Here is a 19,540-nt window from a genome sequence, read left to right as displayed (position 1 = left end):
ATTATATCATGAAAGCTCTTGTTTGTCGCATGGGAGGATTGGGAGACAGCATCCTTATTTATCCAGTTCTTGAAATTCTTACAAAAAAAGGTTATGAAGTAACTGTGTGGGGAAATCCTGAGTATTTCAGGCTTGCTGAAAAGGCTGGTTTTTGTAAAAAGGCGATATTTTACGAGCCTAAGGAAGAGTTTGGCCTGAAGATAATCTTTTCCCAAAACAGAGAGATTTTAAGCGGTGATAATTCAATCTATATTAATCCAGTTCCTGAAGAGCAAATCTGGATTGTTGATTACTACTTAAAAAAACTCGGCTTTCAGAATGAAGGATTTTCAAAAACTCTTCCAATAGCCCACAGCTTTAGAGTTTTCAAAGTTCAAGATTCAAAGAAAAAAGATAACAACCTCTGTATTATACATCCGGGGAGTGGATCAAAAAAGAAAAATCCTGATTTAATCTTTTTCTTTGAGTTAGAGAGATTTCTAAAAAACTCTGGTTTTGATGTTTTTTTTCTTCTTGGACCAGCTGAAATGGAGCTTGTAAAAAAGATTAAAAACTCAGTTTATCTTGAAAATCCTGTGGAAATTGCGAAAACTCTTCTTAAAGCAAATTTATACATAGGTCTTGACAGCGGAGTTAGCCACTTAAGCAGTTATCTTGGAATTCCCTCTATTGTTATCTTTGGTCCAACAAGTCCTTCAGTTTGGCATCCAATTGGTGAGAATTTTCAGATAATCTGGTATGAAGGCTGCAAAGCCTGCTTTCCTGATGTATGCGAAGGGAGAAAATGCTTAGATTCTGAATCTTTACTAAGTAAGATTAAAGCTCTGCAAATATATCAAAAAGCTTGAAATTTCTGAGACTCAGATAATGGGCATGGAGAATCAAAAGATAACCCTTTGAATTAAGGCTGTAAAGCTTTTCAGGCTGAAGTCTGGATAAATATTCAATATTTGCTATTAACATATTGCGAAACTGCATTTTACCAAGCTTTGTATCCACATCAAGATTCAATGTTTTCAGCAATCCTCCATTAAATAGCTCCTTTGAACACTCTTCTGCATCATGAAAATCCCTTGCAAGCTCTGTAAGTCCCTGTTTTATGCTTGAAAAAAATTCCGTGTCATTACCTTCATCATCAAAAAGCCTCTCTCCATCATCAGAAGCATAGGTTTCATCAAATATAATTGTGTATTCATCTGCTTCTTTGAAAACCCCAAAGGGATAATGCCTGCAAACATTTGGCACAGTGTCAATCTTCCATGTTCCATTCTTCTTTAAAAATACATTTTTGCCGTTAATACCTGTAACAGCAAAAGGGAAAACAACTTCATCCTGAACTCCAAACATAACAGGATAATACATTGTAGCAGATAAAATTTCCGAGTAAGTAAGAGGCACAATCTCAACATTTTCCATAAATGAGTAGTTTTCTGGCAGTTTTACTTTTAAATTTCTATGAATACTGCTGTCAAGGGCAACAGCCCTCTGAAAAGCCTTCATGATTGCTTTCATTTTAGCCTCCTGATAGAAAAGTTTATAAATTATATCATACAATCCAAAAAAAATATTGACAGTAACTTTTGTAGATGATATAGTAGTATATTCATTAAATCCCGAGCAAAGGCAGTTTTAGGAGGTTTTTCATGAATAAAATTTTAATGAAAGGAAATGAAGCAGTTGCAGAGGCTGCAATAAGAGCAGGATTAAAATTTTATGCAGGATACCCCATAACCCCTCAAAATGAAATCCCTGAATATTTATCAAAAAGACTGCCAGAGGTTGGAGGGGTATTTATTCAGGCAGAAAGTGAGATTGCTGCAATAAACATGATTTATGGTGCCAGTGCCTGCGGAGTTAGAGTAATGACTTCATCAAGCTCCCCGGGAATAAGTCTTAAGCAGGAAGCGATATCATATCTCGCAGGAGCTGAATTGCCAGCAGTTATTGTAAACATGATGAGAGGGGGTCCAGGGCTTGGAAATATCTCAGGAAGTCAGGCTGACTACTTTCAGGCTGTAAAAGGTGGTGGGCATGGAGATTATCGTTTAGTTGTATATGCTCCCTTCAGTGTTCAGGAGCTGTGGGACTATACAATACTTGCCTTTGAAAAAGCTGATGAATGGAGAAATCCTGTAATGATTCTTGGAGACGGAGTAATTGCCCAGATGATGGAGCCTGTTGTTCAGAGAGTTCCAGAATTAAAAACTTTTGATAAATCCTCATGGGCTTTAACTGGAGCAAAAGAAAGACCTTCTCGTTTTATAAGGACCCTGCTTATGGGAGAAGGAGAGCTTGAAAAACACAACTGGAAGTTACAGGAAAAATATAATCAGTGGAAAGAAAAAGAAGTCAGATATGAGACCTACTTTATTGACGATGCAGAGGTTGTTGTTGTGGCATTCGGTTCTGCTGCAAGAATTTCAATTTCAGCAATAAGAAAGCTAAGAGGACAAGGAGTTAAAATCGGTCTTTTAAGACCTATCACACTCTTTCCATTTCCTGAAGAGCCGATAAGACAGCTTGCTCAGGAAATTGAGAGATTCATTGTTGTAGAGTTTAATGCGGGACAGATGGTTGAAGATGTAAGGCTTGCTGTAAATGGCATGGCTGAAGTTTATTTATATGGCAGACCTGGTGGAAGTATAGTAACAGCAGAAGATGTCTATGATGCTCTTGTTAGAAATTTAGCTACTGAGAGAGTTATAGCTGTTGGATGAGGGTTATTGTTTTATGCTTACCATCAAAGATAAAACAGAGCTTCAGAGATTCATTAAAAAGCTTCGTAAAAGGTCAACATCTGAGCCTGAAATTGAGGAAAATGTAAAAAAAATCCTCAATGAAGTCAAGAAAAATGGAGATAAAGCCTTAATTAAATATACAAAGTTGTTTGACAAACACAGCCTTCCTCTTAAAATTGAACCTGATGAAATCAAAAAAAAGGCAAAGGAAGTCTCAAAGCAAGTAATTGATGCTTTAAGGTTTGCTTCAGAAAGAATCCGCAAGTTTCATAAACATCAGCTTGAAAAATCATGGCAGTATAAAGAGGAAGATATCACCCTTGGACAGCTGATAAGACCTATTGAGCGTGTAGGAGCTTATGTTCCAGGTGGCAAAGCTTCATATCCATCAACGGTTCTCATGAATATTATTCCTGCTCAGGTTGCAGGAGTAAGAGAGATTGCAGTATGTGTTCCCACACCTCATGGACAGTTGAATCCAACAGTATGTGCTGCTTTGCATCTTCTTGGAATAAAAGAAGTATACAGAATTGGAGGAGCACAGGCAATTGGAGCAATGGCTTATGGAACTCAGACAGTAAAAAAAGTTGATAAAATTGTTGGACCAGGAAACATATATGTGGCAACAGCTAAAAAGCTTGTTTTCGGTGAAGTGGACATAGACATGATTGCAGGACCAAGTGAAATTCTCATTATTGCTGACAGCTCAGCAATCCCAGCCTTTGTAGCTGCTGATATGCTAAGTCAGGCTGAACATGATGAGATGGCATGCAGCGTTCTTGTTACAAATTCGGAAAAGCTTGCAGAGGCAGTAAAAAAGGAAATATCAGTACAGCTTAAATCTTTACCAAAGGCATCAATAGCTAAAAAATCTCTTAAAAACTTTGGAGCAATTATAGTTGTTAAATCTTTGAGTGAAGCATGTGATGTTACCAATGAAATTGCACCGGAACATCTTGAGGTTATGACAGAAAATCCTGAAAAACTGCTACCTCTTTTAAAAAACGCTGGAGCGATATTTTTAGGGCAATGGACTCCTGAACCCATTGGAGACTATGTGGCAGGACCAAATCACACTCTTCCCACATCTGGAACAGCAAGATTTTTCTCTCCTTTGGGAGTTTATGATTTTTTAAAAAGAAGTTCTCTTATAAAGGTTGGTAAAATTGGATTCCAAAAACTCGCTTCATATGTTGATGTTCTTGCAAGCCTTGAAGGACTGCAAGCACATGCCAATACAGTGAGAGTAAGAAAAACTACTTAACAGATGCTATAAAATGTTCAATTTTTAAGGATGGAGCAATTTTTGACACTTTTTCAAGAATCAGTTTCTTTTCTTCTTCATTTTTTGCTTCTTTAAATTTTTCTCTGAGTTTTCTTAATTTTTCTCTGCGAAGTCTTCTTTTTTTCAGTTCTCTGTCAACAAGTCTTTTTGACATAACTTACTCCTGTTTTAGAAATTTAGATGATCAATGAGTCTGCTGATTATCAGATATCCTCCACAGGGTGTCTGGCTTTTGTTGACGAAGAAGTCACATCCATCTTCTCTGAAATCGCATTTATCGCAGACGAAGGATAAACCCTGAGCTGGCACTGCCTCATTATTTAGATGAAATATCTCAATAATTCCATCTAACTCACGGGACGTAATGTATTGCTTGAGATAAAAGTATCCTCCGCATAGTTCACTCTCTTTGCCGGGTTTGTAGTAGTTGCAGAATTTCTTACAGATCAAAGAAGTATAAACTTCTTCTTTCACTTTGTAACCTCACTAAGCCAGTTTAAGTAGCTTTCAGAGCCTTTTTTAATTTTTAATCCTATAATCTCAGGCACTGTATAGGAATGAAGTGATTTTACTGTTTTTTCAAGCTCTTCAAAAAGGTCAGAGCGTGTTTTAACTATCATTAAAACTTCTTGCTCATCTTCAATTTTGTCCTGCCAGGAATAAATGGAACGAATATCCTTTATGATATTTACGCAACCTGCCAGTTTTTCTTCAACAAGAGTTTTTGCTATCTTTACTGCTTCCTCTTCCTTAGATGCGGTTATGAAAACCACCATGTAATCCATAATTTAATTATACCTGAAAATGCCGATAAAGAAAAAGCTTTTTTCCCAGAATTTGCTATTAGGACTAAGCTGGATTGAGCAACAGCAGGGTTGGTAACAATTCCAGAGGAGCGAAGCAAAAAGAGGAAATTTCTCGCGGAGTTTACCCTGAGCGTAGCCGAAGGGCTCGGAATGACACTTCATTTTTGTCATTGCGAGCCCGACAGAGTCGGGCGTGGCAATCTCCTACGCTATCCGAGTCTGTCATTGCGAGTATCTTTTTCTTTATCCAGCACTTCTTTTTTTGTCATTCCGAGCCTGCCCATACTTTGTCATTCCGAGCGAAGCGAGGAATCTCCTTTGTTTTTTTCTGTATTGAAAGACTCAGAGATTCCTCGGGTGGGATGCCACCCTCGGAATGACAATGAAAATGGCATTGAGCCCCTCGGAATGACAAAGGAAAAAGTGTTCGGAATGACAATCTTTGTTGGCAAATTCAGGAAGCATGAATCTGTAAATATCTTCTTTCCCTGAATTCTTCTTTCTTCCCGTCATTCCAATTATCCACAGGTCTAAGGTAACCAACAACACGAGAGTAAACCTCTGTAGCTTTGCCGCACTTTGGACAGCTTTTGTGTTCTCCTTCAATGTATCCACACTCATTGCAAATACTGAATGTGGGGGTAATACTTATGTATGGAAGCTTATATTTTTCAAAGACTGCTTTTATAAAGTTTTTGATTTTCCCCGGTTCTGGTTGCTCTCCCAGAAACAGATGAATAACTGTCCCACCTGTGTATTTACTCTGAAGTTCGTCCTGATGGTCAAGCAAATAGGTTATTGATTCAGTGAAATTAACAGGCAGCCACGTGGAGTTCGTGTAGTAGGGATGGTCTTTGCCCTGCGTAAAAATATCGGGATACTTCTGTTTGTCAATTCTGGCAAGCCTGTAGCTTGTCCCTTCCGCAGGTGTTGCCTCAAGATTGTAAAGATTGCCTGTCTCTTTTTGATATTCCATGAGTTTTTCTCTCATGAAATCCATTACCTTCAAAGCAAAGGCTTTGCCTTCCTCTGTCCATATTCCTTTAGAGCTTAGCCACCTTGCATTTGCTATTGCCTCGTTCATCCCAATTATGCCTATTGTTGAGAAGTGATTACTCCAGTATGCACCTGTGCGTTCTTTTATTGAACTGAGATAATGTTTTGAGTAGGGATAAAGCCCTGCTTCTGTAAATCTTTCAAGCACTTTACGTTTAATCTCAAGGGATGTTTTTGCAATATCCATAAGTCTTGTCAGATAAGCAAAGAACTCTTCCTCTGACCTGCTTACATATCCAATTCTTGGCAAATTCAATGTAACAACTCCTATGCTTCCAGTTAATGGATTTGAACCAAAAAGTCCACCACCACGTGTGTGTAGCTCTTTTGTCTCAAGCCTGAGCCTGCAACACATTGAGCGAGCATCTTCAGGTTTCAGGTCAGAGTTTACGTAGTTGGCAAAGTATGGAATTCCATATTTTGCCGTTGCTTCCATGATTAACTCAAGGGTAGGGCTACTCCAGTCAAACTCTTTTGTTATGTTGATCGTGGGTATGGGAAATGTAAAAACCCTGCCCTTTGCATCTCCTTCTGTGAGAACCTCAAAAAGTGCTCTGTTGAACATATCCATCTCTTTCTGAAACTCACCGTAGGTGTATTGCTGAGGTTTTCCTCCAATAATAACAGCCTGAGATTTAAGATGTTCAGGCACTCTGAGATCAAGGGTGATGTTACTGAAAGGCGTTTGAAACCCCACCCTTGTAGGCACATTCAGATTAAAAACCCACTCTTGCACAGCCTGCTTTACCTGTTTGTAGTTGAGTTCGTCGTATGCAATGAATGGTGCAAGAAGGGTATCCACATTGCTAAATGCCTGAGCTCCTGCAGCTTCTCCTTGAAGGGTAAAAAGAAAGTTTACAATCTGACCAAGTGCACTTCTTAGATGTTTTGCAGGTTTTGACTCAACTTTTCCTGCTACTCCACCAAATCCACGAATTAACAAATCCATTAAATCCCAGCCAACACAATAAGGTGCAAGCACATTCAGGTCATGAATATGCAAATCTCCATTTATGTGAGCTTGTCTTACCTCTGGTGGATAAATCTTATGAAGCCAGTAGCTTTTGCTTATCTCACTTGATATGTAGTTGTTTAATCCCTGAAGGCTAAAGCTCATGTTTGAGTTTTCTCTTACTCGCCAGTCAACTTTGCTTAGATAGCTGTCAATCAGCTCAAGCCCACCCTGACGGGCAATCTCACGCATCCTGGCATGCTGATCTCTGTAAATAATGTAAGCTTTTGCAGTTTTACGATATGGACTACTTAGGAGTATCTCTTCGACGACGTCCTGAATCTCTTCAACGTGAGGGTCACGACCGCGAATTAACTCCTCTGCAAGAAGTAAAACCTTAATGGTTAGCCTTCTTGCAGTCTCGTAGTCAAACTCTCCTGTTGCCTTGCCCGCTTTAGCTATGGCTATGGTGATTTTTTCAGGATCAAAGGGGACAACGCGACCGTCACGCTTTATTACGTTTTTAAACATTTTAAGCCTCCTTACGCATTATCTCTGCAACTTTAACCATGTTTTTAAGTGAGGGAATGGTTTCTTGCCAGGCTCTTGTTTTAAGTCCGCAGTCAGGGTTTATCCAGAAAAGTCTTTTATCAATAAGCTTTACTGCCCGCTTAACAATTTCAATCATCTCCTCAGTAGAGGGAACTCTTGGAGAGTGAATATCATACACTCCAACTCCAATGCCTCTGTCATACTTAAATTTTTCAAAGGCTTTTAGAATCTCTCCTTTGCTTCTTGATGCTTCAATTGATATCACATCAGCATCCATTGCATAGATTTTATCAATTATATCATTAAACTCAGAGTAGCACATATGGGTGTGAATCTGGGTTTCAGCTTTTACAGAAGAAGTAACAATTTTAAAGCTTTTTATAGCCCAGTCAAAGTATTCATCAACCTTTGCTTTTTTAAGAGGCATTCCCTCTCTGAAAGCAGGCTCATCAATCTGAACGATTTTTATACCAGCTTTTTCAAGCTCTACTACTTCTTCCTTGAGAGCAAGAGCAATCTGATAGGCAACTTCTTTTTTTGAAACATTCTTTCTCGGATAGGACCACTGAAGTATTGTAACAGGTCCAGTAAGAATTCCTTTCACCGGCTTTTCAGTGAGAGACTGGGCATAAAGTGTTTCTTTAAGAGTCAGGGGGGATTCTCTCCATACATCGCCATAAATTATTGGTGGTCTTACACATCTTGAGCCATATGACTGAACCCATCCATTTTTTGTTATGGCAAATCCCTGAAGACGCTCTGCAAAGAACTCAACCATATCTGTTCTTTCAAACTCTCCATGAACTAAAACATCAAGCCCGATCTCCTGCTGAATCTCAATTGCCTTTTTTATCTCATCTTTGATAAAGGATTCATACTCCTCAAGAGAGATTCTACCTGCTTTGTAATCTGCCCTTGCTTTCCTTATCTCAGGAGTTTGAGGAAAGCTTCCTATTGTGGTAGTTGGGAAGACAGGGAGTTTGAGAATTTCCATCTGTTTTTCATATCGCTCACTGAAAGAGGGTTTTCTGCACAGAGCATTTTCATCAATCTGAGAGATCTTTTTCTTAACTTCAGGATTAGTGAATTTCATGGATAAATTCTGCTCTGAAGGAGCCTTCCCTTCATTTATTGCTGTTTTAAGCACTGCAAGCTCATCAAGCCTTTCATTGGCAAAGCTTAACAGGCAGAGGATTTCTTCAGGCAAGGATTCATTTTTTACAGTCACTGGAAGATGCATGAGAGGGCAGGAGTTGGAAAGAATTATATTTTCCGTAAACTTTGTTAAAGTCTCAATAATTTTTAAAGCTTCTTTAAAGTCTGTTTTCCAAGGGTCTCTTCCTGAGACAACTCCTGCAATTAATGTTTTATCCTTCGGAAATCCGAATTTTGAGATGTTCTCAAGATTCTCCTTGCCGTCAACAAAATCAAATCCAATGCCATGAACTGGCAGTTCATAAACTATCTTTTCATACTGTGATAGAGATTCATAGTAAGTTTGAACATAGAGTTTTATTTTGCTAAGCCCGGAAGTGATTTTTCTGTAACAATCTATGATTGCCTGAGTATCATTATTGTCTAAATCAATAACCATTGCGGGCTCATCAATCTGGACCTCCTCAACATCAGATTCTTCAAGCTCTTTAAGAACTCCCATGTAAACAGAAGCTATTCTGTCAAGAAAATAGGCATAGTCCTTTAGTTTTGCACAGTAAAGATAGGTAAAGGGACCAACTATCACAGGCTTAGTTTTAAGATTAAGATTATTCTTCAGAAGTTCATACTCTTTTAATGCTTTGTTTTCTATGAGTTCAAACTCTGTGCCATATTCAATTTCAGGGACAATGTAGTGATAGTTTGTGTTAAACCACTTTGTCATCTCTGAAGCAGGAGCATCTGCTGAGCCCCTTGCTATTGCAAAGTATCTTTCCAGGGGGTCTTCAATTTTTCTGAATCTTTCAGGAATAACATTAAACATGACTGAAAGGTCAAGGATAAAGTCATAAAGGGAAAAATCATTGGATGGAATAATATCAACCTCATACTGAGCAATGGTCTTTGCATTGTAGATGATTAATTTTTCAGCCTCATCAATGAGCTTCCTCTGAGAGATTTTTCCACTCCAGTATTGCTCTAAGGCTTTTTTAAGCTCCCTTTGAGGACCAATCTTGGGATAGCCAAAGACAGTTGTTTTAACGGTCATTTAATTCCTCCCGCGAGGTATTCTAAAAGCCAAAGGCTTTCAGGCTGGATAGGTCTTCCGGCTTTGGGCTAATGCCTACTTGCCCGCCTTCCCAGAGATTTCTCTCCAGTGGCTTAAATGGGCTTTCGTTCCCAACACGGCTGCGGGGCAGCGGGGGATTCTCACCCCTCTTCCCTTACATCCAGCAATTTTGAAAATACCTTAATCGGATTTTTTTTGTCAAATGAAAAGAGATCGGGTGGTTTTTTGATTACCACCCGATTTACTGATTTTATTCAGATAGATATTTTGTGGGAGCTTCTTTCATAAATGTTTCTTCTGTTTCTTTAATAAGAGGGGTTCTACCTCTCAATATGCTTATCCACACTCTTACTGAGTCTGCCACAATCAGTATGACCATTACAATCATTACTGCAGAGAGCACAGCAAGCAGGTAATTATTTTTTGGTAGATAATTATTCACGATATTTTGATAACCAGCTACAATGGTGGTAACAAGTAAAAATACCATTGGAACCATTGTTACCCATATGTATTTTGCCTTACCCATTCTCAAAAGTAAAGTTGTCACTATTGCCAGTGCCATTCCACCAAGAAGCTGATTATTCACACCAAAGAGAGGCCATATTGTTGAGATTGTTCCTGTATAAAGAAGGTATCCCCAGCAAAATGTAAATATCGCACTCGTTCCAATTACACCGGGCCACCATTTATAGTCTCTGAGTTTTGGATAAACTGCTCCGCCAATTTCCTGCATAAGATATCTTCCAACTCTTGTACCAGCATCAATTAGAGTTAGAATAAACAGAGCTTCAAACATGATGGCAAAATGATACCAGTAACTCATTAAATGTCTTAATCCACCAATTCTTGAGAAAATATCAGCCATTCCAACTGCTAAGGATACTGCTCCACCAGGGCGACCTGCAAGTTCTTCACCTACCAAAGCAGAAAGAAATGGAAGGTCCTGAACCTGCATGCCAAGTTTCTGAAATGCTGCTGGTGGACTGTTTATGGCAAAGTAGTCTGCTGTAGGAAGCACTGTTGCTGCTATTAATGCCATTAGAGCAACAAAGCTCTCTGTGAGCATTGCACCATAACCAATTACTCTTATATCCTTTTCATTTGCCACCATCTTTGGTGTTGTTCCAGATGATACGAGGGAGTGAAAACCAGAAATCGCACCGCAGGCAATTGTAATGAACATAAAGGGCCAGACTTTACCTGGAATGACAGGTCCTCCACCAGAGATAAACTGTGTTGCAGCAGGCATTTGAATTAATGGATTAACAAGAATTACGCCAATAGCAAGCAAAAACATCGTGCCGAATTTCATGTATGAACTTAGATAATCTCTTGGAACAAGTAGTAACCAGACAGGCAAAACAGCAGCAAAAAATCCATAAACTGGGATTAATACGGAAAGCTCTTTTTTACTGAATGTAAAATAGGGTGCAAGAGCAGATTCCTTAATTACAGGACCAAGAACAACAGCAAGAATAATGAGTGCAACACCAATAATACTTCCTTCAACAATCTTTCCAGGTCTTAGCCACTTAAGATAAGCTCCTATAAAAAGAGCAATTGGAATTGTTACTCCTACAGTAAAAGCACCCCATGGACTGTTAAAAAGTGCATTAACAACAGCAATTGAAGCACCAGCAAGAACGATAATTAATAAAAACAGGGTTGCCACAAGAACAAGCCAGTAAGATACAGGTCCTATCTGAGCTTTAGCAACCTCTGCAAGAGATTTTCCGTTATGCCTTACAGATGCAAAGAGAACAACCATGTCATGAACAGCACCTGCGAGAACTCCTCCAATTAAAATCCATAAGAATCCTGGCAGATAGCCAAACTGTGCTGCCAGAACAGGTCCAATTAAAGGACCAGCACCAGCTATTGCTGCAAAATGATGTCCGAAAATAAGCCACTTATTCGTCGGGACATAGTCTCTTCCATCGTTAAGCCTTACTGCAGGAGTCTGACGATTTGGATCAAGAGCAAGAACCTTTGCAGCAATAAAGGCACTGTAAAACCTGTAGGCAAGCACAAAAACGCATGCTGCTATGATTACAAGCACCAACGCATGCATAAAGCCACACCTCCTTTTTTGTTTTTATGAAATCATTCTATAAGGAAATGAATCTATGAACAATGAAAAATTTATGAATGGAAGAAAACTTTATATGAATGGAAAAAATGGAAGTTAAATGGAAATTAACTGCTACACTTTATTCCGAGAACTTCTTTAAGTTCCTTAACAATTGATTTACTTACAGGGATTTGATTTTTTTTACCTTCAATAACAAGCCAGTAAGTGCCTTTAAACCATGGCAGGACCGCCTCAATCCTCTTTAAATTTACAATGTAACTTTTATGAACCCGCATGAATCCTTCATCCTTAAGTCTTGCTTCAAGTTCTGTAAGAGTGCCATCAAAATAGTATTCATCTTTTACTGTAATAACTTTTACCCCTCCTTCGCTTGCTTCGCAGTACAAAATATCCATAAATGGAACAAAACTTATAACACCTGCTCTTTGCTGGACAGGAAGTTTTTTAAAAATCTTTTTCTTCTCAAGAAATTGAGAAAGTCTTCCTACAGCCTCATTCCATTCAGCCTGATTGCTTTTAAGATTTTCTATTCTCATGATTGTTTTAGCAATTCTTTTCTCTTCAAAGGGTTTAAGGATGTAATCAACTGCTCCGAGCTCAAAAGCTTCAACTGCATAGTCATCATAGGCTGTTGCAAAAACAATAAGAGGTGGATTACTAAACTTCGCAAGCTGTGTTGCCACTTCAATTCCTGACATATCAGGCATTTCAATATCAAGAAAGACTACATCAGGTCTGAATTTTGAATATAGAGAGATACAATCCTTTGCATTACCAGCCTGTCCTATTATCCTGCAGGAATCAAACTGGGAAAGGATGTAAATCAACTCTTCCCTTGCATAGGGTTCGTCATCAACTACTATAGCTGAAAACAACATCTTTTAAAGCGTATTTTTTAGGAATTTTAAATGTAACCTCTGTGCCAATGCCTGGAAAGCTTTGTATGTTAAGAGTGCTTTCTTCTCCATAAAATCTTTTCAATCTTTCATTAACAAGATATAAGCCCAGTCCAGAGCCTTTTTCTGACAATCTCTGAAGAGAATTACTTATTCCCACGCCATTGTCTTCAACAGAAATTACAACGCTATCATCATTGTCAAGAATTCTTATTAAAATCTCACCGCCTTCAATTTTTGGCTTTAATCCGTGTTTTACAGCATTTTCCACCAGTGGCTGAATTGTAAATGGAGGCACAGGTATGTCAAGGTCTACTGTTGGCTCTATATAGTAATTGACAATGAGCTTATCTCTGTAACGAGCCTGCTCTATGGAAAGGTAAGCTTCCACATAGGAAAGCTCTTCTCTTAATGGTATTTCCTTTTCTTTTTTCAAGCTGTATCTTAAAAATGTTGCTAAATTGAGAAGAAGATCTTTTGCCTTTGCAGGTTCAATTCTTATAAGAGAAATTATCGTGTTCAGGGCATTGAAGATAAAATGGGGATGAATCTGTGCTTGAAGAGATTTTAATTCTGCCTCTGTTTTAAGTCTTGCAAGCGTTTCAAGTTCAACTATTTCAAGCTGCGTTGAAAATATGTGGGCAAGTCCTCTTGCCACCTCAAGATTAACAGAAGTAATGCTGTTTTCCCTTTCATGATAAAGTTTAAGAGTACCTATCACTTCCTGTCTTCTTTTCAGAGGAACAATTACAGCAGAGCTTAATCTGCACTTGGGATTGCTACAGCCAATTTCCTCTTTTTTATTGGCAATCTGAATTTCTCCTGTTTTAATTGCATTCAGTGTTGCTTTTGTAAGTAAAGGATGACCTGCAAGGTGATGATCACTTCCTGTGCCAACATGGGCAAGAATTTTTTTCCTATCAGTTATCGCCACTGCTGCTACGCCCAGAGTATCAAGTATAATTTCAGCAATTTTGCCTGCTGAATTTTCATTAAGTCCCTGCCTTAGATGGGGAAGTATGAGATTGGTAATATTTAATGTAGCTTTTGCCTGCATGGCAGCTACTCTTTCCTGATGCTCCACTGCAGACTTTATTATAAGCATGAATATAGCCACACCTATGGAATTAACAGTAATCATTGGAATTGCAATAATTTTGACAAGTTCTACTGCTTCTGAAAAAGGTTTTGCAAAGGTAAGAATAATAAGCATCTGAATAATTTCTCCGGCAAATCCTGCCAGCCATGCCACATGCCATGGAATTAATCCCTTCCTCCAGTACCTGTAAACAACACCTCCGAGAAACCCTTCAACGACTGCTGACAATCCACATGAAAAAGCTGTAAATCCGCCAACAAAGTATCTGTGAACACCTGCAATAAGTCCTGCTGCTGCTCCTACTAATGGACCACCAAGAAGACCTCCCACCATAACACCAACAACTCTTGAATTAGCAAGTGCTCCGTGAATCTCAACTGCTCCAAATGTCCCCAGTATTCCAAGCCCTCCTGAGACAAATGTGAGAATTAATTTATCCTTAGTTGAAGGTTTTCTTGAAAGAACTCTCCCCAGAGCAGGCATTCTTGAAAGGATAAAAGCTACTGTTGCTATAATACCAAGCCTTTGAGACAGTATCAGAGTTAATTCAAGAATATCCATTTTTTAAAGTATAAAATAAAATTAAAAATATTGGCTACTGCTTCACTCACTGTATTTTTTCATTAAATTTGAACCTATCACAAAAAAAATAACACAGTAAAAAATAATAACACACAGAGAGACTGCTCCATCCATGTCAATAAAAGTTTTTCTTATTAAAATATTCGTATGTGTCAGGGGCATTATGTAGATTACTGGCTTAAAAATCATTGGGATTCTTTCAACTGAGAAAAATGTTCCACTGAAAAAAGCCATTGGCATTATGAAAAAGTTTGAGTATGTGGCAGTGTCTTCATGGGATTTTGTTATCATTCCTGTTATAACACCAAGACAGGCAAACATAAAGCAATTGAGTAGCAGGGTTAAAACAAAAATCAGATTTATGGAAAATTTTGAAGGCACCACAAAGCCAACAGCAATTATAAGAAGAGATGCAAAAACTCCCTTTACCATTCCAGCAAGAACCTCTCCTATCATTATGGAAAAAGGCTTTATGGGTGACTGAATATAAACCTGAAATGTCTTGAAATAGAGTCTGCTTAGGTTAAGAGAGCTTGCAACCCATGAGTAAGAGTTATTCATTGAACTCATTGCTACAAGACCGGGCAGTAAAAATGTTAAATAATCAGTTCCTTCAGAGAGTTTTACTGTTCTTCCAAGTCCAAGCCCAAATGTAATAAGATAAATAATCGGTGCCATCATGGCTGAGAAAATGTATCCAAGTCTCAGAAGCTTTCGCTTGAACTGAAGCATCTCTTTAATGAAAACAGGATACCAGCCTGTCATTGCCTTTCCTTAATTCTCTCTCCTGTAAGCTTTACAAAAACATCTTCAAGATTGGACTTTCTTATCATTACCCCATCACTTCTCTGTTTTGCAATCTCATATGCCTGTTCTCTACTGTGGCAAATCTCGCTTATCAGTCTTCCCTCCTTATCAGTAAACTCAACCACATACTCACCAACATCTTTCTTAAGCTCTGAAGGGCTGCCAAGAGCAATCAACTTTCCATGGGATAGAATACCCACCCTGTCACAGAGTGCCTCAGCTTCTTCAATGTAGTGGGTTGTAAGAAGCACTGTTCTGCCTTCAGACTTTATCTTTCTTATGATCTGCCAGAGTTGTCTTCTTATGTGGGGGTCAAGACCTATTGATGGCTCATCAAGAAATAAAACCTTGGGATTAGCCAGCAATGCCCTTGCAAGAAGTGTTCTTCGCTGAAGCCCTCCTGAAAGGGTTGATACAACAGAGTGCTTTTTCTCTGTAAGCTCCATGGCTTTAAGAATCTCATCAATCTTTGTTTTAAGCTCTTTTACCCTGTGTAGCATTCCATAGATAAGAAGGTTTTCATAAACAGTAAGCTCCCTCTCAAGATTGTTTTCCTGAGGCACAACTCCTATGATTTTTTTTATTTCAAATGGATTTTTTACAACATCAATTCCGTCAATAAAACATTCTCCTTTATCCGGCTTTGTAAGGGTTGTGAGTATTTTTACAGTGGTTGTCTTGCCAGCTCCATTTGGACCAAGAAGTCCGAAAATCTCACCTTTCTTTATTTCAAAACTAAGAGACTGAAGCGCCTTTAAATTTCCATAACTTTTTGAGACGCTTTCAAGTTTAATCATACGGCATCGTGAAGTTTGGTTACTCTTGGTGGTCTTCCTTTTGTCTCACAGCATTCTGTAAGATGGGCATCACTTACCCTAAGAAGCGTTCCTGTCTTTGAACCATACCTGAAAATTGTTATTCCCTTGAGTCCTTTTTTATAGGCAAGAATAAATATTTTTCCAATTTCTTCCTTTTTTGTCCTCTGAGGAAGATTAATGGTTTTTGATACTGCATTGTCTGTGTATTTCTGAAATACTGCCTGCATCTCAATGTGTTCCTGAGGAGTGATTTCAAGGGCTGTTTTAAAAAGTCTCTTTATTTTTAATGGAACTGCTTTTATGCCTCTTAGAGTTCCCTTTTTCCTAAGCTCATCTATGAATTCTTCGCTGTAAAATCCCTGTTTTTGAGCAAAATCTATAAGATACTTGTTTATTATCTCAAACTCTGTATCAAGAATTCTCTGCTTGTAAGCAAGCAAAAAATAAGGCTCTATTCCGCTTGAACAGTCAGCAATTATTGATATTGTTCCTGTTGGTGCAATGGTTGTTGTGGTGGCATTTCTAATCATGATGCCTCTTTTATCCCATAAAGAGCCTTTGAAATTTGGGAAAACTCCTCTTTTTTGTGCAAGCTCCTGAGATGCTTCATGGGATTTTTCACTTATAAACTTCATTAATGTTTCAGCAAGCGCAAAGGCTTTTTTATGATTATAAGGAATCCCCAGCTCCACAAGGCAGTCTGCCCAACCCATTACTCCAAGCCCTATTTTTCTGTTTCCCTTATGCATCCTTTCAACCTCAGGCACAGGATAGTGGGTAACATCAATTGCATCATCAAGAAATCTTGTTGCCACCTTTACATCATGCTCAAGCATTTGAAAATCAATGCTTCCATCTTTTACATACTTTGATAGATTAATTGAGCCAAGAATGCATGCTTCATAGGGTAAAAGAGGTTGCTCACCACAGGGATTTGTGCTTTCTATCTGTCCTATATGAGGAGTTGGATTGTATTTATTGATGGTGTCTATAAAAATTATTCCAGGGTCTCCTGTTTCCCATGCTGACTCAACAATTTCATTGAAGATCTCCTTTGCTTTAACTTTTTTTACAACCTCACCACTTCTTGGATTTATCAATGGATAGTAGTCATCCTTAAAAAGAGCCTCCATAAAAGCATCTGTAACAGCAACGGAGATATTGAAGTTGCTTAAACTTTCAAATCTTTTAACTCTTACAAACTCAAGAATATCAGGGTGATCAACTCTCAATATGCCCATATTTGCACCTCTTCTTGCTCCACCCTGCTTTATTATGTCAGAAGCCTTATCAAATATCTTCATGAATGAAACAGGACCGCTTGCAATGCCACCTGTTGAGCGAACAACATCTCCCTTTGGTCTTAAACGGGAGAAGTTAAATCCTGTTCCACCACCACTTTGAAGAATTAATGCAGCATCTTTAAGTGTTTTAAATATTGCCTCAATTGAGTCTTCCACAGGCAAAACAAAACATGCAGCAAGCTGAGCCTTTGGCTTGCCCGCATTCATCAATGCTGGAGAGTTGGGAAGAAATCTTGAGGAACTTATAACTTCATAAAACTTTTCTGCCCATTCAGAAGAATTTTCTTTATAAAGCTCTTCTGCCTGAGCAACATAATTGGCAACACGATGAAACATCTGCTCAGGAGTTTCAATGACTTCACCTTTTTCATTTTTAAGTAAGTATCTTATTTCCAGAACAGTTTTTGCCCTATCTGTAAAAACCATTGAAATAGTTTAACACATTAGTTGCAACTTTAGAAGATGAAAAATTAAAATTTAATCATGAAAATTAAATGTCCCGTATGTGGTAAAACTGTAGAATACAAAAACAATCCATGGAGACCTTTTTGCTCAAGGAATTGTAAAATTATTGACCTATGGAACTGGTTTCATGAATACTATTCAATAAAGGTTGAAGAAGTAGATGAAACCACAAACATAGAGGAGGAAAAAGATGATAAAATTAACAGTATGTGGCGCAGCAGGAAGAATGGGCAGTAGAATTGTTGCCCTTTCAAAGGATTACCCAGAGATAAAGATTGTTGGAGCTGTAGAATCAAAAAATAATCCAAAATTGGGGATTGATGCTGGATTAGTTGCAGGATTAGGCGAGATTGGAGTAAAAATAGTTGATGATATTGAAAAAGTCATTGATGATACTGATGTTGTTGTGCATTTTACAAATCCAGAAGCTACTTTAGAGCATCTTGAAACTGTGAGAAAACACAAAAAATCAATGGTTATTGGAACAACTGGATTCAGCAATGAACAACTCTCCATAATTCAGGAAGCAGCAAAGGAAATCCCCATAGTGCTCTCACCTAATATGAGTATCGGCGTGAACCTTTTATTCAAGATTCTTAAGGATGTGGCAAAAGTTCTTGGAGATGACTATGATGTGGAAATTGTTGAGGCTCATCACAGAATGAAAAAGGATGCACCCAGTGGAACAGCTATAAAAATGGCAAAGGTTATTGCTGAAGCACTGGGAAGAGATTTTGACGAAGTTGCTGTTTATGCAAGAAAAGGGATAATTGGAGAGAGAACAAAAAAGGAAATAGGAATTCAGACAGTAAGAGCAGGAGACATAGTTGGGGAGCATACTGTTATGTTTGGTGGATTGGGAGAAAGAATTGAAATAGTGCATAAAGCATCAAGCAGGGATACATTTGCAAGAGGTGCATTAAGAGCAGTAATCTGGCTTTATGGAAAGCCAGCTGGACTTTATGATATGGGAGATGTGCTCGGAATAAAATAGAGGCTTTCCATTATTGACACAAAGACGGATTTTATGATAGTTTTTTATATGCTGTCTTTTTTTAAAAAGTGGAAAAAGAAAAGAGAGCTCAAAAAGATTAACAAACTTATAAGAGATTTTGAAGAAATGCGTGAAAATTTATTAAAAAAAGCTGAAGCACTTGAAGAGTTTGCAAACAGAAGGATAAAAGAGTTAGAATTAAAATTAGATAATATGGAACAGCAGTTAGAGATCTTTGAGAAAATCATGGATGCTCTTGATCCTAAAAAAAGAGTTAATTAATTGCGGGTGTAGCTCAGCTGGTAGAGCACAACCTTGCCAAGGTTGGGGTCACGGGTTCAAATCCCGCCACCCGCTTTTTTTATTGGCGACGTACCCAAGCGGCTAAGGGAGCGGTCTGCAAAACCGCCATGCGCCGGTTCGAATCCGGCCGTCGCCTTTTAACAAAATAAATCATGCAAATTGATAAAGAATTAGAAAATCTTTATAATCTCCTCCGAAAATTAAGAAAGGAAGATAAAATCTTGCTGGCATATATATATGGCTCTTTTGCTACAGGAAAGAAGCATGCCCATTCAGACATTGACCTTGCAATATACTTTAATGTTCCTGAAGAGCAAATAATTGAAGTAATAGATGAAATACTTATGAGCACTGAAAGGCATGTTGAAATCCTGAGATTAGATGATGAAGAAGAGTCACCCTTTATAGTTCAGAAAGCGCTTAAAGGAATTCCACTTGTGGAACCTCATAAGGAAACTTTGTATAGTGTTGCAAGTCGCGTGCTTCACGACTCAGAGAGTATACGATTCAGGAGAGGATATAAAGAATGAGAAAAAATCTGAGACATTAATCAATTTTCTTAAA

General features: G+C 38.3%; 19 protein-coding genes, 2 tRNA genes and 1 riboswitch. Of the genes, 9 read left to right on the top strand and 12 right to left on the bottom strand.

Annotated elements, in window-relative coordinates; genetic code table 11:
- Nucleotides 1-8: 8 nt before the first annotated feature.
- Nucleotides 9-848 (top strand): glycosyltransferase family 9 protein, encoded by an 840-nt coding sequence (locus tag V4D30_RS05485; RefSeq protein WP_353683316.1) that lies wholly within the window; start codon nucleotides 9-11, stop codon nucleotides 846-848.
- Here V4D30_RS05485 and V4D30_RS05480 read toward each other — a convergent pair.
- Nucleotides 817-1,512, bottom strand: a complete 696-nt coding sequence (locus V4D30_RS05480) for a SapC family protein (protein ID WP_353683315.1) — start codon at nucleotides 1,510-1,512, stop codon at nucleotides 817-819. The genes V4D30_RS05485 and V4D30_RS05480 overlap by 32 nt on opposite strands.
- Nucleotides 1,513-1,643: 131 nt before the next feature.
- On the opposite strand from V4D30_RS05480, the gene V4D30_RS05475 reads away from it, so the two are divergent.
- Complete coding sequence (locus V4D30_RS05475; RefSeq protein WP_353683314.1) at nucleotides 1,644-2,717, top strand: 3-methyl-2-oxobutanoate dehydrogenase subunit VorB; 1,074 nt, start codon at nucleotides 1,644-1,646, stop codon at nucleotides 2,715-2,717.
- A gap of 13 nt (nucleotides 2,718-2,730) precedes the next feature.
- On the top strand, nucleotides 2,731-4,002 hold the full coding sequence (hisD, locus tag V4D30_RS05470) for a histidinol dehydrogenase (RefSeq protein ID WP_353683313.1): 1,272 nt from the start codon (nucleotides 2,731-2,733) through the stop codon (nucleotides 4,000-4,002).
- On the opposite strand, the gene V4D30_RS05465 is transcribed toward hisD, so the two are convergent.
- The 11 genes from V4D30_RS05465 to V4D30_RS05415 all read right to left on the bottom strand — a co-directional run bounded on the left by V4D30_RS05465 (nucleotide 3,995) and on the right by V4D30_RS05415 (nucleotide 17,640).
- On the bottom strand, nucleotides 3,995-4,177 hold the full coding sequence (locus V4D30_RS05465; protein WP_353683312.1) for a DUF6800 family protein: 183 nt from the start codon (nucleotides 4,175-4,177) through the stop codon (nucleotides 3,995-3,997). The two genes, hisD and V4D30_RS05465, sit on opposite strands and share 8 nt — an antisense overlap.
- Before the next feature lie 14 nt (nucleotides 4,178-4,191).
- The gene (locus V4D30_RS05460; RefSeq protein WP_353683311.1) at nucleotides 4,192-4,497 is read right to left on the bottom strand and encodes a hypothetical protein; all 306 of its coding nucleotides are present in this window, start codon (nucleotides 4,495-4,497) and stop codon (nucleotides 4,192-4,194) included.
- Complete coding sequence (gene cutA, locus V4D30_RS05455) at nucleotides 4,494-4,808, bottom strand: divalent-cation tolerance protein CutA (RefSeq protein WP_353683310.1); 315 nt, start codon at nucleotides 4,806-4,808, stop codon at nucleotides 4,494-4,496. The genes V4D30_RS05460 and cutA overlap by 4 nt, the downstream gene beginning before the upstream one ends.
- A gap of 475 nt (nucleotides 4,809-5,283) precedes the next feature.
- A complete protein-coding gene (locus V4D30_RS05450; protein ID WP_353683309.1) occupies nucleotides 5,284-7,368 on the bottom strand; it encodes a ribonucleoside triphosphate reductase in 2,085 nt (694 codons plus the stop codon).
- 1 nt (nucleotide 7,369) lies between these two features.
- Nucleotides 7,370-9,592 carry a 5-methyltetrahydropteroyltriglutamate--homocysteine S-methyltransferase gene (metE, locus tag V4D30_RS05445; protein ID WP_353683308.1) on the bottom strand — a complete coding sequence of 741 codons (2,223 nt, stop codon included), beginning with the start codon at nucleotides 9,590-9,592 and terminating at the stop codon, nucleotides 7,370-7,372.
- Between the two features lie 29 nt (nucleotides 9,593-9,621).
- A riboswitch (cobalamin riboswitch) is annotated at nucleotides 9,622-9,811 on the bottom strand.
- A 52-nt stretch (nucleotides 9,812-9,863) separates the two neighbouring features.
- The gene (locus V4D30_RS05440; protein ID WP_353683307.1) at nucleotides 9,864-11,687 is read right to left on the bottom strand and encodes a carbon starvation protein A; all 1,824 of its coding nucleotides are present in this window, start codon (nucleotides 11,685-11,687) and stop codon (nucleotides 9,864-9,866) included.
- Between the two features lie 125 nt (nucleotides 11,688-11,812).
- Entirely contained in the window at nucleotides 11,813-12,586 is a 774-nt protein-coding gene (locus V4D30_RS05435) for a LytTR family DNA-binding domain-containing protein (RefSeq protein WP_353683306.1), read from the bottom strand.
- A complete protein-coding gene (locus V4D30_RS05430) occupies nucleotides 12,561-14,264 on the bottom strand; it encodes a sensor histidine kinase (RefSeq protein WP_353683305.1) in 1,704 nt (567 codons plus the stop codon). Before V4D30_RS05430 ends, V4D30_RS05435 begins: the two co-directional genes overlap by 26 nt.
- A gap of 42 nt (nucleotides 14,265-14,306) precedes the next feature.
- Nucleotides 14,307-15,050: an ABC transporter permease gene (locus V4D30_RS05425; RefSeq protein WP_353683304.1), complete on the bottom strand. Its 744-nt coding sequence runs from the start codon at nucleotides 15,048-15,050 to the stop codon at nucleotides 14,307-14,309.
- Nucleotides 15,047-15,889 carry an ATP-binding cassette domain-containing protein gene (locus V4D30_RS05420; RefSeq protein ID WP_353683303.1) on the bottom strand — a complete coding sequence of 281 codons (843 nt, stop codon included), beginning with the start codon at nucleotides 15,887-15,889 and terminating at the stop codon, nucleotides 15,047-15,049. The genes V4D30_RS05425 and V4D30_RS05420 overlap by 4 nt, the downstream gene beginning before the upstream one ends.
- A complete protein-coding gene (locus V4D30_RS05415) occupies nucleotides 15,886-17,640 on the bottom strand; it encodes an adenosylcobalamin-dependent ribonucleoside-diphosphate reductase (protein ID WP_353683302.1) in 1,755 nt (584 codons plus the stop codon). The genes V4D30_RS05420 and V4D30_RS05415 overlap by 4 nt, the downstream gene beginning before the upstream one ends.
- A 57-nt stretch (nucleotides 17,641-17,697) precedes the next feature.
- On the opposite strand from V4D30_RS05415, the gene V4D30_RS05410 reads away from it, so the two are divergent.
- The 6 genes from V4D30_RS05410 to V4D30_RS05385 all read left to right on the top strand — a co-directional run bounded on the left by V4D30_RS05410 (nucleotide 17,698) and on the right by V4D30_RS05385 (nucleotide 19,506).
- Nucleotides 17,698-17,916: a DNA gyrase inhibitor YacG gene (locus V4D30_RS05410; RefSeq protein WP_353683301.1), complete on the top strand. Its 219-nt coding sequence runs from the start codon at nucleotides 17,698-17,700 to the stop codon at nucleotides 17,914-17,916.
- Nucleotides 17,870-18,673, top strand: a complete 804-nt coding sequence (gene dapB / locus V4D30_RS05405; protein ID WP_353683300.1) for a 4-hydroxy-tetrahydrodipicolinate reductase — start codon at nucleotides 17,870-17,872, stop codon at nucleotides 18,671-18,673. Before V4D30_RS05410 ends, dapB begins: the two co-directional genes overlap by 47 nt.
- Nucleotides 18,674-18,706: 33 nt before the next feature.
- Complete coding sequence (locus tag V4D30_RS05400) at nucleotides 18,707-18,955, top strand: hypothetical protein (RefSeq protein WP_353683299.1); 249 nt, start codon at nucleotides 18,707-18,709, stop codon at nucleotides 18,953-18,955.
- Nucleotides 18,956-18,957: 2 nt separating this feature from the next.
- Nucleotides 18,958-19,030 (top strand) — tRNA-Gly (locus tag V4D30_RS05395).
- A 9-nt stretch (nucleotides 19,031-19,039) separates the two neighbouring features.
- Nucleotides 19,040-19,112, top strand: a tRNA-Cys gene (locus V4D30_RS05390).
- 16 nt (nucleotides 19,113-19,128) lie between these two features.
- Nucleotides 19,129-19,506, top strand: a complete 378-nt coding sequence (locus V4D30_RS05385; protein WP_353683298.1) for a nucleotidyltransferase domain-containing protein — start codon at nucleotides 19,129-19,131, stop codon at nucleotides 19,504-19,506.
- The last annotated feature ends 34 nt before the right edge of the window (nucleotides 19,507-19,540 follow it).

Source organism: Thermodesulfovibrio sp. 3907-1M, assembly GCF_040450955.1.
GTDB classification, from domain to species: domain Bacteria; phylum Nitrospirota; class Thermodesulfovibrionia; order Thermodesulfovibrionales; family Thermodesulfovibrionaceae; genus Thermodesulfovibrio; species Thermodesulfovibrio autotrophicus.
This window is presented reverse-complemented; position numbering and strand designations above follow the sequence as displayed.